This window comes from Gimesia maris, assembly GCF_008298035.1.
Lineage (GTDB): Bacteria > Planctomycetota > Planctomycetia > Planctomycetales > Planctomycetaceae > Gimesia > Gimesia maris.
The window spans coordinates 757,138-773,087 of sequence record NZ_CP042910.1 but is presented as its reverse complement, the minus strand read 5'-3'; the positions used below and the strand labels follow the sequence as shown (position 1 = coordinate 773,087).

Sequence of the window (15,950 nt, the reverse complement as noted above, 5' to 3'; positions counted from 1 at the left end):
TCGAAAAAAAAACTTTTGCCGTGTTAATTAATTAACGCTATGGGATAATAAACCTGACGCTTTTATCACAAGATCATTGAATTTCATAACGGACATCTATTGACGAATAACAACAGTTTAACTCAAGCAATTGATACCAGGGCAGTCTCTGCAAACAAAAAATCGCTGCAGATTATTCCATATCGCAAACCCGCCCGATGGAATCGGGGACACTGAAATGGAGAGTCTCCACAATGGCTATCAATGAAATACGCTCGGAACTGACTTCCTCGATCGTCAATCATATCCTCGTTGTCGAAGACGAACAGGACACTGCTTTTTTCCTCAAAACACTGCTGGAAGAGCATGCCTATCATGTGACTGTCGCCAAAGATGGCGGACAGGCACACTCCTCATTCAGCATGCACAAACCTGATTTTGTGATTCTGGACCTGATCATGCCTCAGGAAAGCGGGTTTGAAATCTGTGAACGGATGAAGCAGAAAGAAAGTGATGTTCCCATCCTGATCCTGACCGCCATCGACTCACCGGAATCACGTCAACTGGCGCATCGCGTTGGCGCAGACGGTTATCTGGTGAAGCCGTTTGACCCAGATGAGCTGCTCGAATTGATCAAGGTGATTTCGGACGATGTCTGGGAACACGCTCACAGCGAAACCGCTTCGAATACTCCAGAAAAACACATTCACTTTTTCTGCCCCTGCGGGAAAAGGATCAAGGTCAAAGTGAAGCACCGTGGACGCACCCTGACCTGCCCTGCCTGCAAAGACGCACTTATCGTTCCCCTGCATGATTAATCGATTCGCACTGTTTTTCAGGGGCAGAACCTGCTTCTGTTGCTGACGACCGGTTTTCTTTTCCTGTTTTTTTATGTAATGCGCTCAATGAAAACTGATACCGCCAGATCAGCTCCTGCCTGCCATTCAGCCATGTTCGAGCGCCTGACAATATCCACTGTTGACACCCCGGAATTCACATCATCATTTAAGGGCCACTACGAATGACAAAGTTCATTATCCAGTCGGGAAAGTACAAGGGAAAAACTCTGAAGCTGCCAGAAAGAAACATCACAATCGGACGAGAACTCGACTGCGATGTCCGCGTCTCAGATCCGGATGTCAGCCGCAGACACTGCGAACTGCAGATCCGTGACGGACAACTTTATGTAGTTGATCAGAACAGCCAGAATGGAACTTTCGTGAATGACAAACCGGTAAAAACAGAAAGCCCGCTTCATCCCGGGGACCACTTACGCGTCGGCCCGATGCTGTTCGAACTGGCGGGCAAAAGAAAGGCGATCGCCAAACCGGCTAATCTCAATCCGGACAAATCAGCGCCCCTGTCAGATGATGAAATCTCAACCTGGCTTTCGGAAGAAACTGACGAAGCAGAAGCGGCCTCCGGTGACACAACCATTATTCACGCTTCGCAGTTGCCTGCCTCCGAAACAACCGCCGCAAAACCCGCAGCTACCGCTTACCGGGTGAAAAAGGAATTCCACTCCGTCGCTGAAGAAGCCGCCGAGATTATCAAACAGCACTGGGAACGGATTGCCCGCGAGCAGCAGGAATCGCAATGATCCTTCTCATTCCTTAACAGCCTCTATACAATCGCCGAAGAAAAGCAAACTGATTACTCGTGTGCACCCGTTAAAGGTTCACATCCGTTCTATTGAAATGGCATTACAGTGCGAATTATTGCAGGCAAATATCGTCGACGGAAACTGCATTCGAATCCCGGGCAGACCACCAGACCTATAACCGACTTTGTCAAAGAAGTTCTGTTTGAATGGCTGGGCGACACCGTCAAAGACAAACGCGTGGCCGATATCTATTCGGGTACCGGTTCCCTCGGGCTGGAAGCTCTCAGCAGAGGGGCTGCCAGCGTGGTCTTCATTGAACAGGACTACAAAGCACACGAACTGCTCAAACGCAATGTGGAAAACATCGGAGCGGAAGACACCACACTCTGCTGGAAAACCAACGCATTGCTTTCTTCCTTTCGACCCAAAAATGTTCCAGACTTTGTACCTTTCAGCCTGATTTTTTTGGATCCGCCATACAAAATGATTGATGATCTCAAGCCTGGCTCGCGCCTGTATGTCTCGATGGAACGCCTGTCGAAAGAGAATGTCTCTTCTGCAGACTGTCACCTTCTTCTCAGAACGCCCCGGGATGCAGAATTCGAATGCCCGCCCGTCTGGGAACGCTACGAACTGCTGCAGAAATCCAGCATGGATATTCACTTCATGAAAAAACGGGACATCGAACCGACGGAAGATCAGTCTGCTTAGACTGTGTCCCGTTTTACTGTAACGTCTTAATGACCATTTGGACCAGGTTTTACAGACCGAAAGACGCTATGGTTAAATGTGATGCAATCTGGTGACGCTGAACCAGACGGCAAGCATCCACCGAACGCTGATGCCACTCAGGTCTCCAGAGACTTTTCCGACTGTGACCTCTTGATTGCATGCGACAGATGCGGTTTCGTTTCTTTGCCATCCTGCAGCAAAGGCACACTCTCAGCCAGTTCCCGTTCTTTGTTCAACGAAGCCACAATCAAAGATCCGAGAGGTCCTGCCAGTAAAGCGGGGAGAAAAATGATGTCTGCCAGTAACGCCGCGGTGATCAATGCACACATCAGAATTCCGAAGCGACTTACCAGCAGCAGCTCGGCTGGATACAGCATCGCCAGGCTGATACCGACGGCAGCGCTGGTCTGCCACATCGCCGGACCACAATGGCCGAGCGCAGCGGCGACTGCTTCGCTTTTCGTCTTGCCTTCCTGAATCCCGATCTTGAACCAGGTCAACAGGTGCAGCGTACCATCCACGGCAATGCCGAGCGCCACCGAGGCGGTAATCATCGTGCCGATATCCACTGAAATCCGCATCCACGATAACAGACCGAAAATCACGCCAATCGGCATCAGGTTCGGCAACATGGTAATCAGGCCCCCCAGGATGCTGCGCAACAGGACCATCATCACAATCGCAATCACGATAAACGCCAGGCCAAAGCTTTTGATCAGGCTCTCCAGAACCGCCTGTTGAGTCCTTAAAAACAGGGGAATGGTGCCTGTCACCAGGTGTGTTGTTCCCGCGTGATCACGCAGTACAGACTGTGTCATCTGGTTCAGATCATGTGTCAGATCACCGTAATCCAGGTCGGTCATAATCGCCACCTGGGCAGTGATACGCCACAACTCATCCCCTTTTTCTACCACTACAGTTCGAGTCCCGTAGTCCGTCTCCTGCTCCATCTCAACGGTCTTATCAGCGACATGGATAAACGATTTGACTGTTCCGTCTCTTACCGCGCCCTTTTCACCGAGTTCTGATTCTTCTTCTTTCAAAGATTCCTTCACACGGCGTTCTGTTTCATTGATGAATTTCGCATTACGAAGCTTCTTCAATGTACTGGCATCCGGTGCTAAAGGTTCGTAGACCGGCCGAAAATCGGCCAGGGAAATGGAACCGCTGATCTCAGCGTGTTCGGCGATTTTGTGTTCGATCTGGCGGACCAGTTCCACCCGTTCGACGAAGTTCATATTTTTCTGGGCTGTTTCGTCGAAACAGATTACGGTGTCGACGGGCGTAATTCCCGACAGATTTTCTTCCAGAAACAGATAATCCTGAATCACACGAGAAGAATCCGGGAAGTAGCGAATCACTTTGGTTTCCGTTCGAAACCACTTAAACCCATAACAGGCGGACACAAAGAGGACCAGACAGGTCAGGGAAACCAGCATTTGATGACGGGACAGAATTCGGCCAAACCGATGCCAGTGCTTGACATCAATCTCCGACGCTTTGGGAGGCTTAGCGGGCCATAACTGTAACAGAGAAGGCAGACCGTACAGCACCATCAGCAGTGAAATCACACAGCCAATCGACGAATACAAGCCGAAATCGCGAACCGGCGACAGCGGACTGGTCAGCAGCGAGGCCAGGCCAATCGCCGTTGTCAGGCTGGCCATCACACAGGGGGCCCGTGCCATTTCAACCGCCTTGGTGACAGCGGTTTTCATATCGACGTGCGCAGCGTGCTTCCAGTAATTCGCAACGTGAATCGAGCCAGAAAGCGTCAGCACCGTTAACAGTGTCGGCATGACGACCAGTACCATATTCATGGTACCACCAGTCAGAGGCACAATCGAAACAGCCACGAATGTGGTGTAGTAGGAAACCAGTAATACCAGGCAGGCCAGACGCACGCTTTTCAGCATCAGGAATGCCAGCGCGATACCAATCAGTCCGGAAAACAGCGTGACAGAACGTCGATGAAACTGCCAGATCGGATAAGCAGTATTCCATGAGGACTCTTTCACCATCCGGTTCAACGCAGCCCCGGCGACAGGGCGTCCCCCCAGATGCAGACTGTCATCCGGAATCCCGACTTCGGCAGCCGCTGTCTTCACGGCAGTAACTGCAGCGGCATGGTCGGCATCACCGGCATCGGATAACTCAATCGCGACCGCAATCGGAGTTCCAACCGCGAAGAAACAGTCTTTTACCAATGCCGGCTGAGATTCGGGGGGATCGTTCCCCTCCTGTTTTCCGGCAGTAGAAGCCCCTGGAATGATACCGGGACGTTTCAGAGAAAGTGCCAGCGCTTTGATCTGCCTGGTCAGTTCAGCGCCAGGCTGCATGCGCGGCCAGGTCAGCTGGAAATTGTGAGTCGGGATCTCAGCCACCAGGGCTTTAAAATCCACCTGATCTTCGTCGTCGTCTTCTGCTACAGAATTCGCAACGGATTCCGCGCCCTGCGTTTCATCGACAATTTCCACCCACTCTTTGAACGCTGGTTTAACAGTGAGCTCCACGCCGAGTTCCTGCCTGGCTTTGGTAAGCAGTTCCTGAATGGTCTGTTCCTGTCGTTTCTGGCCTGCTTCGGTTAACTGCACCTTCAGCATCCCCGTACCAACCAGAACCCCTTTCAGACGCTCTTGCGCTGCTTCCGGCTCGATATGATAATCCACCATTTTCTGAATGGCGTCCTGCGGCGTATACACTGTCTGAATATACGGGGAGCCACCACGACGAACTCCTTCTTCATCAGGAGTTCCCATCAAAGCCAGTTTCAAACGGTCTGCCCGCGAGTCTGACAGCGAGCTGTTATCCCAGGAAAGCAGCAGACGATCTTCAATACCGAAGCTGTGACGATGCCACGACAGAACTTTCGATTGGGGATCATCTTCAGGCAGCCAGTTCTCGACGTTATTTTCCTGACGGATCTCCCGCAGTACTCCAAAGAGGAGCGGAGTGATGAAGATCATCAAAACGACTACCCACAACGACAGACTATGTCCCCATGGATCGCGCTTTTCAAAAAACGAAGCCATTAATTAATCCAATAGCCACAGAGGCTTTATCTAATCTATGAATTTCAGCCCAGAAAGGCGGGAATTAAAATTCAAATAGAATTATGTTTGATCCAAAACTGCATTACAATTACATCCGACTTGAATTTATTTCCGGCGAGAACCGGCTCTTTTCCAAATCAGAACTCTTGAATTGTCACTGTTTCGCTAAATGAATCAATCTCGAATGCACAAAAAAATTGAATTGCCCGCTTCGGATGCTGAAGCATAATCGCTTTTTCCGATCGCTCCATCCTGGTATTCTTCGTCGCCGTATCGGGTTGAACTTGTCGTATCACAGACAACATTTGTGATTGTGATAAAGATCGTGCTTATGATAGCAGTTTTGCGGATTATAGCAGCAGGAATATCACTGTCTCTCCCCTGATCTGACGCAAAATGTCTAAAAAAAGCGGCTGAAAGGCCGCTTTAGATGAACTGTTCATCATTTTTGGCGACGCTCCAGAGACGGGAACCGTCGCCAACATGAACAGAAAAACACACATGTCAGGCTGTTATTCTGCGGTCTTGGGGTCGAATCCTTTTAAAAGTTCTTCGTCCCACTCATCCTGGAGAGGCCAGTCGACAGCACAGGTTCCGAAGTCGGCCATATGCAGATACGTATTCAGACGATCAATGGTCGACTGTAACAGTTCCTTCCTGTTTTGAAAGATCGGGCCATGGCTGGGCAGCAGCCACCTGGCATCGCAGTCGCGAATCCGTTCCAGTGACTTGATGAAATCAGGAATATCCGACCCATGATGGGCATCAATGTGGCCGACACACCCGTCCCGGTAGATGTTATCTCCGGAAAACAGTAAGTCACCAGATCGAAATGCCAGTTGCCCATCGGTATGCCCGGGAGTGTGCCAGACTTCCAGCTTTACATCGCCCCCCAGGTCGATCACATCTCCCTCTGTCACTTCCAGATCGACTTTACAGGCGGGCATATCAATCGAAATCCCCTGCGCACTGATTTCCGCATAAGTACTGATGCGATCGCCAACTTCCAGCAACCGGGCAGCACTCGGATGTGCCACCACCTGCGCGGAAGGGAGCAGTTCTTTGGCGCGGCTCAAGCCCTGAATATGGTCCACATCAGCATGCGTGGCAATCAGATATTTGCAGTTGGCCAGCGGAAAATCCATCTGGCGGATCATTTCGATGATTTCACCAACTGTATCTTCATAACCGATGTCAATCAGCAGCCATTCGTTCTGGTCGTTGAAAACGAGATAGACACAACATCCCAAACGCTGTCTGGCCTGATAGTTGATTTCAATAACGTGTGGAAATACTTCGCGGCGGGGCAACATACCCGTAAGCTCCTCGTGGTCTAAGCGCGGTTTCTGTTTTTTGAATCCAGACTGGAAATGACTGGTTGAGAGATATCGAGCGGGAAAGCATGCTCAAACGTGAAGTGTTTCTGAAAAGACTGCCCCTGTCGAATCTCGGTACGCAGGTCATTCTATGCAGGCTAATTCACTGAAACAACCATTATCAAAGCAGATGTGGCGGTATTCAGCCCGATTTTCAAAAGTATTGAGCTCTTTCCGCGATCAGCCACCAGCCTGCGGGGAGTCAGGCTCAACGCGTTTCCAGTACTCGGGCAGCCCCCGTTTCGTCTCGAGCAGGATTTCCAGAATGGCCCGCCGATCGGCTGCACTCAGATGGGCATATTCACTGCTTTGATCCTTACCTGACAGAATTTCCCAGAGCCGACGATACACCACATCCAGCACCGGTCCCGGCAGTTTATTGAACGATTCCGAATAGATCAGGTAACTGCAGGGATATTTAAACAACCGGCGTTTCAGATCAAAATCCCGCAGCGACCGCCCCTGCTTGTCCCGGGGACCGGAGCGGGGAAACTCCGATTCAAATCGGGACGTCCCCTGGATCTTCCCTTCCAGCTGCAGTTCGTCGACAAACAACAGGTAATCCACCAGTCGATTGGCGGCACTTTCATACCGGCGTTTTGTACTGTCACTCTGAAACGTCGCTTCGCGTTCCAGCATGCGGTTCATTACCGTCGCATCCCGCTCGGTAATGCGTCCTTCAATCTGTGCCCGGGTTATCAGATTATGCATTTTGACCTGATGCTCCAGTACCATCAGCGATACGATATCGCTGTGAGGCGACAGGTACGCGCTGGTATCAAACCACCTTTCCAGATCAACGGCATTCGCCCCCGGTTCGCGATCCAAATTACGAGAGCTGTCATCCTGACGAAAAATCAGGTTTCCCATGTGTCGCATTTCGCCATGCGTGCCTGAGACATACCAGCCACCCCAACGCTCAGAAAAAGGGCTGGAATGGTCGCTGCGGTAAGTCCCCTCTCGGAATGCAGGCATCCCGTCCGGCCCGGGATAGACCGACCGCATGATATGCCCGGGCACTCCCTGCGTCATTGAGGACGCGTGGCACTGGGTACATTCAAACGTCTTGCGCACAAAAGTGGGATGGGATGTCTGCGATTGGGACATGGTATAAAATACCGTCCCCAGTTTCGGATCACTGGCAGAGACTTCCAGCACCGGCCCCCCCTGGACAAAGCCCACATACAGGTCATCGTTAAAATACAACGCGCGGGGCGACTGCGGATCGATATGCTTCACCTGCAGGCTCGTCTTCGAGAATACCAGCGTCTGAGAGGAAACCGGAATCTTCAATGCGTCCAGTACTGCAGGCAGATAGCCGGACCGGTTCTTCCGCTGATACGCCAGCTTGATCTCCCCCGCATCAAGCCGTTTCTGAAAGCGCGAAATCAGATTGTCAGGCTCTGCCTTGTTGTAATTGATCGGCGCTTCTTCAAAACTGAGCTGGGCTGAAACGATCACAGGAAGAAGGAAAATACTCAAAAGCAGACCGCCAGTGAATATCGACCGCTGCAGTGTTCGAGAGCTCAGTTTTAATTCTTCACAACGGTACATTGGCATGCTAATCTATCTGACTGAAAGGTGGGAGGTCCATGCTTGCTGCTGAAACCAGACAACTTACACAAACTTGAATCGGGCAGGAATACGATCATTATCGGATAGCAACATCCATTTTAATGCCCCCTTTAACTCTGTCAACTCATTTTAAACTGAAATGATGCGGCTTAAAACCGGTAAATTACTGGAGTCCGTCGCTCCACTCCAAATCACATCCCCAAATAACAAAACGTTTCCCCAGGTCATCAGGAACCGGATATCATGCCTCAACTTATTCACCGCATTCACTTTACACTGACCATAACTCTTCTGGTCAGCCTGCTGTCATTGACAGCGCAAGCCGATGCAGCACCGCCAGTCCGGATCCTGATGATCGGCGATTCCACCATGGCGACCTATAACAATCCTCCCAAAGACCGGCCCGACATGACAGGCTGGGGCCAGATCTTTGGCGAGTACTTTACCGACGATGCCACCATCCTGAACCACGCCGCCTCCGGGCGCAGTTCCAGCAGTTTCATCAGGGAAGGACGCTGGAAAAAAGGGCTCGCGGAAAAACCCGACTACCTCTTCATTCAGTTTGGCCATAACGACTGTCCCGGCAAAGGAGACCGCGAAACCGATCCCGCTACCACCTTTCAGCAGTACCTGAATCAGTACATCAATGAAGCACGGGCCGCGAATATCAAACCGATCCTGGTCACCCCCATGACGCGCAGGCGCTTTCAAAATGGACAGATCTGGACCATCCTGCGACCTTATGCAGACGCCATGCTCAAAGTCGGTAAAGAGCAGAACGTTCCCGTAATCGACCTGCATAAAAAAAGTGTGGCACTGTTCAATCAACTGGGAGACGCAGGCAGCAATGACTTCAGCGCCAGTAAATCCGATCGCACCCACTTCTCACGCAAAGGAGCACTCGAAATTGCCAGGCTGGTCGCAGAAGAAATTCCCGCGACGGTTCCCGAATTGAAACCTTACCTGAAACAACCCACGCCCGGAAAAGACTGAGAAGCGAAACGTTCTCTGTAGTAGAAACAATCTCACATGAATGTGCATTTATTGCAGGGAGACACGCTCAGGCGCGATACGGTAGACTCTCTCAATTTTCGATATTCGGGAGAGTTGTAAATTTCCAGCACATGCTGGTCATTCACGTTGCCGATGGGATATTCCGCCTGCCCGTCGGCACAGCAGTGGGCGACTTCACCCGTTGCCGTAATCGACAGTTCAAACCAGCGCTCGCAACCCATGTTGGGGACTTCATTGACAACTAAGCCTTCAACCTGTCCGGTCCAGGCCATCCGGGGGAACACACTCGATTTGAACAGCGGATAGTTGATACTGCACCACTCCACAAATTCCTGATCGGCCGCTGTGCCGTCACCCACGCGCGAGAGCACCACCGGAAAATAAACATCGCCATCGGCAAATATATCGTGAATCATTTCCAGACGCTGAATGGTTCGCTGATACTTCAACCCCATCACACGCTCGTACTCATCTTCGCGATGGTCATTAAACGAGATCCAGAGATAGCCGATGTTCTTCACATCCTGCAGCGTTTCCAGCTTGTCTTCCGTGATTGCCGACGCATTGGAAGTCAGCGCGATCTTCGCCTGTGGCAATAACCGGTTGATTTTTTCCAGCGTGTCAAACAGTCGCGTATCCAGAAAAGGCTCGCTGACTTTGAATGGCGAGATCTGAAAGTTCATTTCCGGCGGAATCTCGGTCAGTTCATTCAGCACTTTATCAATGAGCTCATCACTCATCTTCGTATGCTTGCGATTCAAATTCGGATACGGGCAGAAATTACAGCTCGCATTACACCGTGCCAGCGTCTCCAGATGCACGTGGCGGGGATAGTCCAGGTAATGAGAATGACGCATCCGGGCAATCCCGGCATCATACTCGGCGCGTTGTTGGCTGAAGTGATAAGGGCTGAGAATTTCCAGCATATCGATGATTCTTCCTTGAATCCGGGATTTGCGATTAACGCTGCTTCACAAGCATCGCAGGCAACCAGAGTTGTGTCAATGAGAGTTACCGTGCACCCATCCTGAAGAGGATCACACCTCTGATACCTCGTTCAGTAAAAACTCTCATCCAGCTCCTGAATTCCAAAACCGGTATTATTCCATTGTCGGCTCATTTTAGTATGATTCATGAAAGAAATCTGCCACATCCACAATGAGCCAATACACCTAACCTGAATCACTGAAAGCAGTTACCAGATGCACCATTTTTCCGATCGACTCAATGCGGCCATCCAGAAGAAGAAAACCCCCGCCCTGGTCGGCCTCGATCCCCGCTTTGACTGGCTTCCCGCCGACATTGTCAGCAACGCGAACAGGAATCATCACACCCAGGCGGAGATCGTCGCTGCTGCCTTTGAAGAGTTCTGCCTCCGCATTATTGATGTCGTTGCGCCACTGGTTCCCGCCGTCAAACCACAGGCTGCTTTTTTCGAAGAATGGGGGCCCGCCGGTTGCGCTGCCCTGCAGCGGGTCATCCTGAAAGCGCGCGAAGCAGGACTGGTCGTGATCTGTGATGCCAAGCGGGGCGACATCGGTTCGACAGCAGAAGCGTATGCCCGCGGCTACCTCGCCGGAGAAAATCCCGATTCTGCCATCTGGGCCGCCGACTGCCTGACGGTGAATCCCTACCTGGGGAGTGACACTCTGGAACCATTCGTGAATATCGCCATCGAACGGGGCGCCGGCATTTATGTCCTCGTCCGAACGAGTAACCCTGGTGCAGGCACCTTTCAGGATCGTAAAACCGACGGTACGAATCTCTACGAATGTGTGGCCGCCGCGGTCGAAGAGCTGGCGGTCAAAACCAAAGGAGCAGGTAACTACGGTTCCATCGGCGCGGTCGTCGGTGCCACCTATCCCGAAGAACTTAATCAGCTCCGCGCACTCATGCCGCACACTCCCCTGCTCGTTCCCGGGTATGGCAGCCAGGGCGCGGGAGCCGGCGATGTCGCGGGTGCCTTTGACAATCAGGGACTGGGCGCGATCATCAACAGCTCACGCGGCATCAACTTCGCGATCCGCAAAGCCCCCTATTCGGAAAAGTTCGCTCCCCAGGAATGGGAACAGGCGGTCGAAGTCGCCACGATTGACATGATTGCCGACCTCGCGAATCACACACCCGCGGGTAAACTGCAATGAACGATCACGCCGCGACATTCCTGAAAGCGTCAAAACATCTGAGCAAGGCAGACCCGCTGCTGAAACCTGTGATCAACAGCATCGGCCCCTGCCCGCTCAAACCATATCGTTACCGCTTCGCACTCCTGTTGCGCTCGATTGTCTCACAACAGATCTCTACTTCGGCTGCCCGCACGATCTATCTTCGACTGCACGCCTTGACCGGCAAAGGCCAGCCGACGGCAGAAAAAGTCATGCAGCTTTCACACGAACAATTGCGATCAGTCGGTCTGTCCAATCAGAAAGCGACCTACGTGCGACACCTGGCCGAAATGGTTATGCAGAATAAAGTCCGCCTGCATAAAATGCATCTGCTGAGCGACGAGGATGTCACCAGCGAACTGATTCAGGTCAAAGGCATCGGCGTCTGGACCGCGCAGATGTTTCTGATGTTCGGCCTCTGTCGTCCCGACATCTTTCCCCACGATGACCTGGGCATTCAGAACGGGATCCAGAAAATCTACGAACTGAAAACCCGCCCCGACAAACAGACCTGTATTGAAATCGCCCAGCGCTGGCAGCCTTATCGTACAGTTGCCAGCTGGTACTGCTGGCGTATCCTGGAAATGGAAACTCCGGACGGTCCCTGGTAACCAGCTGCTTCGAAACCGAAAGAATTACTTATGCAAAATTCAGTCTCCTGCTTTCAAGTCAACAAAAACGAACAGAAAGAAATCACAGGGGGCCTGCAGCCAGTCCCTTCTGATGATCTCCCCTCGGGCGATGTGACGATCCGCGTAGTTTATTCCTCCATTAACTATAAAGACGCGCTCGCTGCGACCGGGCATCCTGGTGTCGTGAGAAACTTCCCGCATATCCCCGGCATTGATGCCGCCGGCTATGTAGTCGAATCAAAGTCGGATCAATTTCAAGTCGGCGATGCGGTGATCGTCACCAGTTATGAACTGGGCGTCGAACGCTGGGGCGGCTGGTCTGAATTCATTCGCGTCAAACCAGAGTGGGTGGTCCCCTTGCCTGCGGGACTGACGCCAAAAGAATCCATGATCCTCGGCACCGCCGGCCTGACCGCCGCCATGTGTGTCAATAGCCTGATTCAACATGAGATCCCCACAGATCCGGGAAATGTGCTTGTCACCGGTGCTTCCGGCGGAGTCGGCTCATTCGCCTTGTCGCTGCTCAAACGCGCTGGCTTTCATCCGGTAGCTGTCACCGGGAAACCTTCCGCAGCCCTCCGCCTGGTTGAGCTGGGAGCCCGCGAAGTCATCGGACGCGATGAACTTGAGGACGATTCAAAAAAGCCGCTGCTCAAAGCCCGCTGGTCTGCCGCTATTGACACGGTAGGCGGTTCGATCCTGAGCAACGTCATTCGCTCAATTCAACCCAATGGCTGCGTCGCCGCCTGTGGGAACGCGGGCGGTGCAGAACTCGACCTGACCGTCTTCCCTTTCATTCTGCGGGGCATCACCCTGGACGGCATCGACTCAGCGTGGTACCCGATTGAGAAACGAACAACACTCTGGCAGAAACTGGCGACCGACTGGAAACTGCCAGACCTCGACTCCCGCGCGGAAATCATCCCGCTGGAACAGGTTCAGGATACCGTCAATGCGATGCTCAAAGGAGAACACCAGGAACGCACGATCATTCAGATCGGTGCCGAGTAAAGAAACAAGCGGCTCTGCAATAATGCAAAGCCGCTTGTTGTTTTCAAACCCTGATTCCATTAATAGCGTGCCAGGTCGGCTGCTTCGGCTTTGAGGTTCAAACCGCTCACAATCCGCTGGGCATCGTTGACCATGAATTTCACTTCACTGCCACACGCGATGAACCGCCAGCCTTCTTCGATTCGCTGCTGGACGGCTTCGATGGTCTGCACATGCAGGCCGACGGGAGTCCCGGTTTTCTTGCCGGTTTCCAGAATCTTCTGCAGCATCGCTTCCAGTTCATCGGGAGCAGGATGCACGCCGTTTTTTTTGCTCATCTGAAAGGTCAGGTCATTCGGTCCCACGAAGATCGCATCCACGCCTTCCAGGCTGTAAATCTCTTCCGCGTTCTCGACCCCTTCGGGAGATTCGGTTTGCAGAATGACCAGGATCTCATCGTTGGCATGTTTGTAATAATCGCCGGCAGTCGCATCGAAGTTCATCGCATGCAGCACGCCACCCACAGAGCGGTTCCCTAATGGCGGGTACTTGACCGCATCGATCACCTCTTTAGCCTGTTTGACCGTGTTGATCATGGGTGCGACAATTCCATGTGCCCCGGCGTCGAGCGCCCGCTTGATCAATTCATATTTCCCCAGAGGAACGCGGCACAGAGGAACACAACCCGCATCCGCAATCGCACCGAACAGATGCGCGGCTTGCGACCAGTCGATGGGAGAATGCTCCATATCAACTGTCAGCCAGGGAAAGCCTACGCGGGCCATCAACCGGGTCATCATGATATCCCCCGAAGAAAGCCAAGTTCCTACCTGGGGTTTTCCTTCACGCAACGCCGCCTTGACCGGATTCTTTTTCATCAGTCTGTGTTTCTTTTCTGAAATCGGTTGGAAATAAAAGTGTATTGAAAACTGCTGTTTACCCTACCCATTCTCGACAGGCTCATAGTGGATTGCAAGCCAAACGCTTTCCCGATCTGCGGCCGTCGCGTCGACCCGATGACGACAATGCGGGGGAATGTTCACTGCATCCCCGGGAATCAGTGTCCGTCCTTCGGTTTCTCCCTCAAATCGCAGTACCGCCGATCCCGAGAGTAAAATCACCCATTCGGCATGCTCCTGATCGTACCATTGTCCCTCACGCGTCGCCTGACCGGTAGACACAATCCGCTCCACGCGGCACGACTGGCCACGGAAGAGATGTTCGAAGAGTTCTTCGTTCGGGGGTGTGACTTGCGGGGTAAGCAGGTTGGTAATGTCGGGAATCATGACGGAACTTTGCTGGAATCGAATGAGGACGGTGCAGTCTTATAGATTACTTTACGGGAGGAGAGCCGACACAACAACCGTAGTCAATGTGCATTATTACAGGAAAGCCAACCCGTTTCGATTCGATCAACAATCAACTGCGGGGTGGCCTCGAATGAAATTCGAGGTTGTCAAAGACAACAGGAAACTGACAGAGCAATGGCGCGATCTGAATGACAACTTCCCGATCCAGGATCATGATGCACTGACACCAGTTTGTGTATTCATCAATCTGCTTGTTGGCTTACCGGGGAAGTGGTAGCATTGCATTCTCGCCGACAACCGATTCCCTTGCCTCTGGAGCCTTCCATGAAAATCACAGGCGTCGATACGTTTCTGGTAGATGTCCCCCTGCAGACTCCCGTTTCTCCCTATCAGTCCCGCTATATCTGCTCTACGAGCACCGGTGCCCTGCTGATCCGCATGGAAACGGATGCCGGCATCATTGGCTGGGGCGAAACTCCACAACGGCTCTCGTTTCAGAATGCAACGAGTTTTACCGACGAGGAAGCCGACTACTTTCGACCGATACTGCTGGGAAAAGACCCGACTGACATCTCGGCTCTCTACGCCGACTGGGGCATAGAAGAACCCTATCTGCAGTCACTGGTCGAAATGGCCTGCTGGGACATCCTGGGCAAACAGGCGGGACTCCCCCTGCATCGTCTGCTGGGCGGTCTGTATCGGGAGCGTGTGGAAGTCACCTGCTGTATGGGCATTCGTGGCCCGGAAGAAGCGGCCACTATTTCAAAGCATTATGTCGATCTCGGTTTCTCTACACTCAAAACCAAAGCGGGTCGTTCGCCGGAAGAAGACCTGGCGATGGTCCGCGCGATTCGCGAAGCGACCGGCGACCGGTTGAATCTCCGCATCGATCCCAACATGGGCTATACACCCGAAGTCGCTCTGCAGCTGGCCCGCGATCTGGAACCCTATGACTTGCAATACTTCGAACAGCCGATGCACAAAGACCTGCTGCAGGAATCCGCCGAGATCCGCCAGCAAACCACCACGCCGCTGGCACTCAATGAATCGGTGACCACCATGGAAAACGTCCGCAAGATCTTAGAACTGGACGCCGCCCAGTACCTGCTGCCCGACACTTATCAGTGTGGCGGCATCTGGGCCGTCAAACTCGTCGGCGAAGTCGCGGCTTCTGCAGGCGTCCCCTGTATCTTCCACTGCGCCCACGACCTGGGCCTCCGCACTGCCACCATGCTGCACATGGCGGCTTCTTCCCCTAATTTCCCCCTCGCCAATGACTGCACCTATTACAGTCTGGAGAACGATATCATTTGCGAGCCGTTTGAAATCAAAGAGGGCACGATCGCAGTACCGACGAAACCAGGGTTAGGGGTGGAGATTGATGAAGCGATGCTGAAACGGTATCTGGTTAAGAGTTCGGTGAAGTGATTTCCTGATTTAAAGTCAAAAGAAGGGATGGCCCCGAATGGAATTCGGGCCTACCCGGTGAAGAATTTGGCCCACCGAGGGCTTCCGGCTTCA

The 15,950-nt window shown here is 52.5% G+C and carries 15 protein-coding genes; 9 read left to right on the top strand and 6 right to left on the bottom strand.

Annotated features, from left to right (window positions below; all coding sequences use genetic code 11):
• Positions 1 to 233: 233 nt before the first annotated feature.
• The 3 genes from GmarT_RS02890 (at position 234) to rsmD (ending at position 2,293) form a co-directional block, all read left to right on the top strand.
• Positions 234 to 797 carry a response regulator transcription factor gene (locus GmarT_RS02890; protein WP_002648228.1) on the top strand — a complete coding sequence of 188 codons (564 nt, stop codon included), beginning with the start codon at positions 234 to 236 and terminating at the stop codon, positions 795 to 797.
• A gap of 203 nt (positions 798 to 1,000) precedes the next feature.
• On the top strand, positions 1,001 to 1,579 hold the full coding sequence (locus GmarT_RS02885) for an FHA domain-containing protein (protein WP_002648229.1): 579 nt from the start codon (positions 1,001 to 1,003) through the stop codon (positions 1,577 to 1,579).
• Between the two features lie 108 nt (positions 1,580 to 1,687).
• Complete coding sequence (rsmD, locus tag GmarT_RS02880) at positions 1,688 to 2,293, top strand: 16S rRNA (guanine(966)-N(2))-methyltransferase RsmD (protein WP_002648230.1); 606 nt, start codon at positions 1,688 to 1,690, stop codon at positions 2,291 to 2,293.
• 137 nt (positions 2,294 to 2,430) lie between these two features.
• Here the strand turns inward: rsmD and GmarT_RS02875 are convergent, their stop codons facing one another.
• The 3 genes from GmarT_RS02875 to GmarT_RS02865 all read right to left on the bottom strand — a co-directional run bounded on the left by GmarT_RS02875 (position 2,431) and on the right by GmarT_RS02865 (position 8,303).
• Positions 2,431 to 5,346, bottom strand: coding sequence for an efflux RND transporter permease subunit (locus GmarT_RS02875; RefSeq protein ID WP_002648231.1), 2,916 nt, complete (start codon positions 5,344 to 5,346; stop codon positions 2,431 to 2,433).
• 533 nt (positions 5,347 to 5,879) lie between these two features.
• Positions 5,880 to 6,680 carry an MBL fold metallo-hydrolase gene (locus GmarT_RS02870; protein ID WP_002648234.1) on the bottom strand — a complete coding sequence of 267 codons (801 nt, stop codon included), beginning with the start codon at positions 6,678 to 6,680 and terminating at the stop codon, positions 5,880 to 5,882.
• 243 nt (positions 6,681 to 6,923) lie between these two features.
• On the bottom strand, positions 6,924 to 8,303 hold the full coding sequence (locus GmarT_RS02865) for a hypothetical protein (RefSeq protein ID WP_223123519.1): 1,380 nt from the start codon (positions 8,301 to 8,303) through the stop codon (positions 6,924 to 6,926).
• Between the two features lie 258 nt (positions 8,304 to 8,561).
• Here GmarT_RS02865 and GmarT_RS02860 point away from each other — a divergent pair, with 258 nt between their 5' ends.
• Complete coding sequence (locus GmarT_RS02860) at positions 8,562 to 9,311, top strand: rhamnogalacturonan acetylesterase (RefSeq protein ID WP_002648236.1); 750 nt, start codon at positions 8,562 to 8,564, stop codon at positions 9,309 to 9,311.
• 32 nt (positions 9,312 to 9,343) lie between these two features.
• Here the strand turns inward: GmarT_RS02860 and GmarT_RS02855 are convergent, their stop codons facing one another.
• Complete coding sequence (locus GmarT_RS02855; protein ID WP_002648237.1) at positions 9,344 to 10,258, bottom strand: radical SAM/SPASM domain-containing protein; 915 nt, start codon at positions 10,256 to 10,258, stop codon at positions 9,344 to 9,346.
• A 276-nt stretch (positions 10,259 to 10,534) separates the two neighbouring features.
• On the opposite strand from GmarT_RS02855, the gene pyrF reads away from it, so the two are divergent.
• The 3 genes from pyrF to GmarT_RS02840 are packed head-to-tail and all read left to right on the top strand — an operon-like array spanning position 10,535 to position 13,140.
• Positions 10,535 to 11,476 (top strand): orotidine-5'-phosphate decarboxylase, encoded by a 942-nt coding sequence (gene pyrF, locus GmarT_RS02850; protein ID WP_002648238.1) that lies wholly within the window; start codon positions 10,535 to 10,537, stop codon positions 11,474 to 11,476.
• Positions 11,473 to 12,108, top strand: a complete 636-nt coding sequence (locus tag GmarT_RS02845; protein WP_002648239.1) for a DNA-3-methyladenine glycosylase family protein — start codon at positions 11,473 to 11,475, stop codon at positions 12,106 to 12,108. Before pyrF ends, GmarT_RS02845 begins: the two co-directional genes overlap by 4 nt.
• Positions 12,109 to 12,138: 30 nt before the next feature.
• Complete coding sequence (locus GmarT_RS02840; protein WP_002648240.1) at positions 12,139 to 13,140, top strand: YhdH/YhfP family quinone oxidoreductase; 1,002 nt, start codon at positions 12,139 to 12,141, stop codon at positions 13,138 to 13,140.
• Positions 13,141 to 13,199: 59 nt separating this feature from the next.
• Here the strand turns inward: GmarT_RS02840 and GmarT_RS02835 are convergent, their stop codons facing one another.
• Positions 13,200 to 13,997: an HpcH/HpaI aldolase family protein gene (locus GmarT_RS02835; protein WP_002648241.1), complete on the bottom strand. Its 798-nt coding sequence runs from the start codon at positions 13,995 to 13,997 to the stop codon at positions 13,200 to 13,202.
• A gap of 63 nt (positions 13,998 to 14,060) precedes the next feature.
• Positions 14,061 to 14,405, bottom strand: a complete 345-nt coding sequence (locus GmarT_RS02830; RefSeq protein ID WP_002648242.1) for a cupin domain-containing protein — start codon at positions 14,403 to 14,405, stop codon at positions 14,061 to 14,063.
• Between the two features lie 154 nt (positions 14,406 to 14,559).
• Here GmarT_RS02830 and GmarT_RS29345 point away from each other — a divergent pair, with 154 nt between their 5' ends.
• Positions 14,560 to 14,706 carry a hypothetical protein gene (locus GmarT_RS29345; RefSeq protein WP_155367940.1) on the top strand — a complete coding sequence of 49 codons (147 nt, stop codon included), beginning with the start codon at positions 14,560 to 14,562 and terminating at the stop codon, positions 14,704 to 14,706.
• 47 nt (positions 14,707 to 14,753) lie between these two features.
• On the top strand, positions 14,754 to 15,857 hold the full coding sequence (locus GmarT_RS02825) for a mandelate racemase/muconate lactonizing enzyme family protein (RefSeq protein ID WP_002648244.1): 1,104 nt from the start codon (positions 14,754 to 14,756) through the stop codon (positions 15,855 to 15,857).
• The last annotated feature ends 93 nt before the right edge of the window (positions 15,858 to 15,950 follow it).

What these genes read in the sequence shown, in the direction of transcription:
- GmarT_RS02865 (WP_223123519.1), bottom strand. Translation starts at nt 8,303, where the DNA reads ATGCCAATGTACCGTTGTGAAGAATTAAAACTGAGCTCTCGAACACTG.
- GmarT_RS02875 (WP_002648231.1), bottom strand. Translation starts at nt 5,346, where the DNA reads ATGGCTTCGTTTTTTGAAAAGCGCGATCCATGGGGACATAGTCTGTCG.
- GmarT_RS02830 (WP_002648242.1), bottom strand. Translation starts at nt 14,405, where the DNA reads ATGATTCCCGACATTACCAACCTGCTTACCCCGCAAGTCACACCCCCG.
- GmarT_RS02855 (WP_002648237.1), bottom strand. Translation starts at nt 10,258, where the DNA reads ATGCTGGAAATTCTCAGCCCTTATCACTTCAGCCAACAACGCGCCGAG.
- GmarT_RS02860 (WP_002648236.1), top strand. Translation starts at nt 8,562, where the DNA reads ATGCCTCAACTTATTCACCGCATTCACTTTACACTGACCATAACTCTT.
- GmarT_RS02870 (WP_002648234.1), bottom strand. Translation starts at nt 6,680, where the DNA reads ATGTTGCCCCGCCGCGAAGTATTTCCACACGTTATTGAAATCAACTAT.
- GmarT_RS02885 (WP_002648229.1), top strand. Translation starts at nt 1,001, where the DNA reads ATGACAAAGTTCATTATCCAGTCGGGAAAGTACAAGGGAAAAACTCTG.
- GmarT_RS29345 (WP_155367940.1), top strand. Translation starts at nt 14,560, where the DNA reads ATGAAATTCGAGGTTGTCAAAGACAACAGGAAACTGACAGAGCAATGG.
- GmarT_RS02845 (WP_002648239.1), top strand. Translation starts at nt 11,473, where the DNA reads ATGAACGATCACGCCGCGACATTCCTGAAAGCGTCAAAACATCTGAGC.
- GmarT_RS02835 (WP_002648241.1), bottom strand. Translation starts at nt 13,997, where the DNA reads ATGAAAAAGAATCCGGTCAAGGCGGCGTTGCGTGAAGGAAAACCCCAG.
- GmarT_RS02840 (WP_002648240.1), top strand. Translation starts at nt 12,139, where the DNA reads ATGCAAAATTCAGTCTCCTGCTTTCAAGTCAACAAAAACGAACAGAAA.
- GmarT_RS02890 (WP_002648228.1), top strand. Translation starts at nt 234, where the DNA reads ATGGCTATCAATGAAATACGCTCGGAACTGACTTCCTCGATCGTCAAT.
- GmarT_RS02825 (WP_002648244.1), top strand. Translation starts at nt 14,754, where the DNA reads ATGAAAATCACAGGCGTCGATACGTTTCTGGTAGATGTCCCCCTGCAG.
- pyrF (WP_002648238.1), top strand. Translation starts at nt 10,535, where the DNA reads ATGCACCATTTTTCCGATCGACTCAATGCGGCCATCCAGAAGAAGAAA.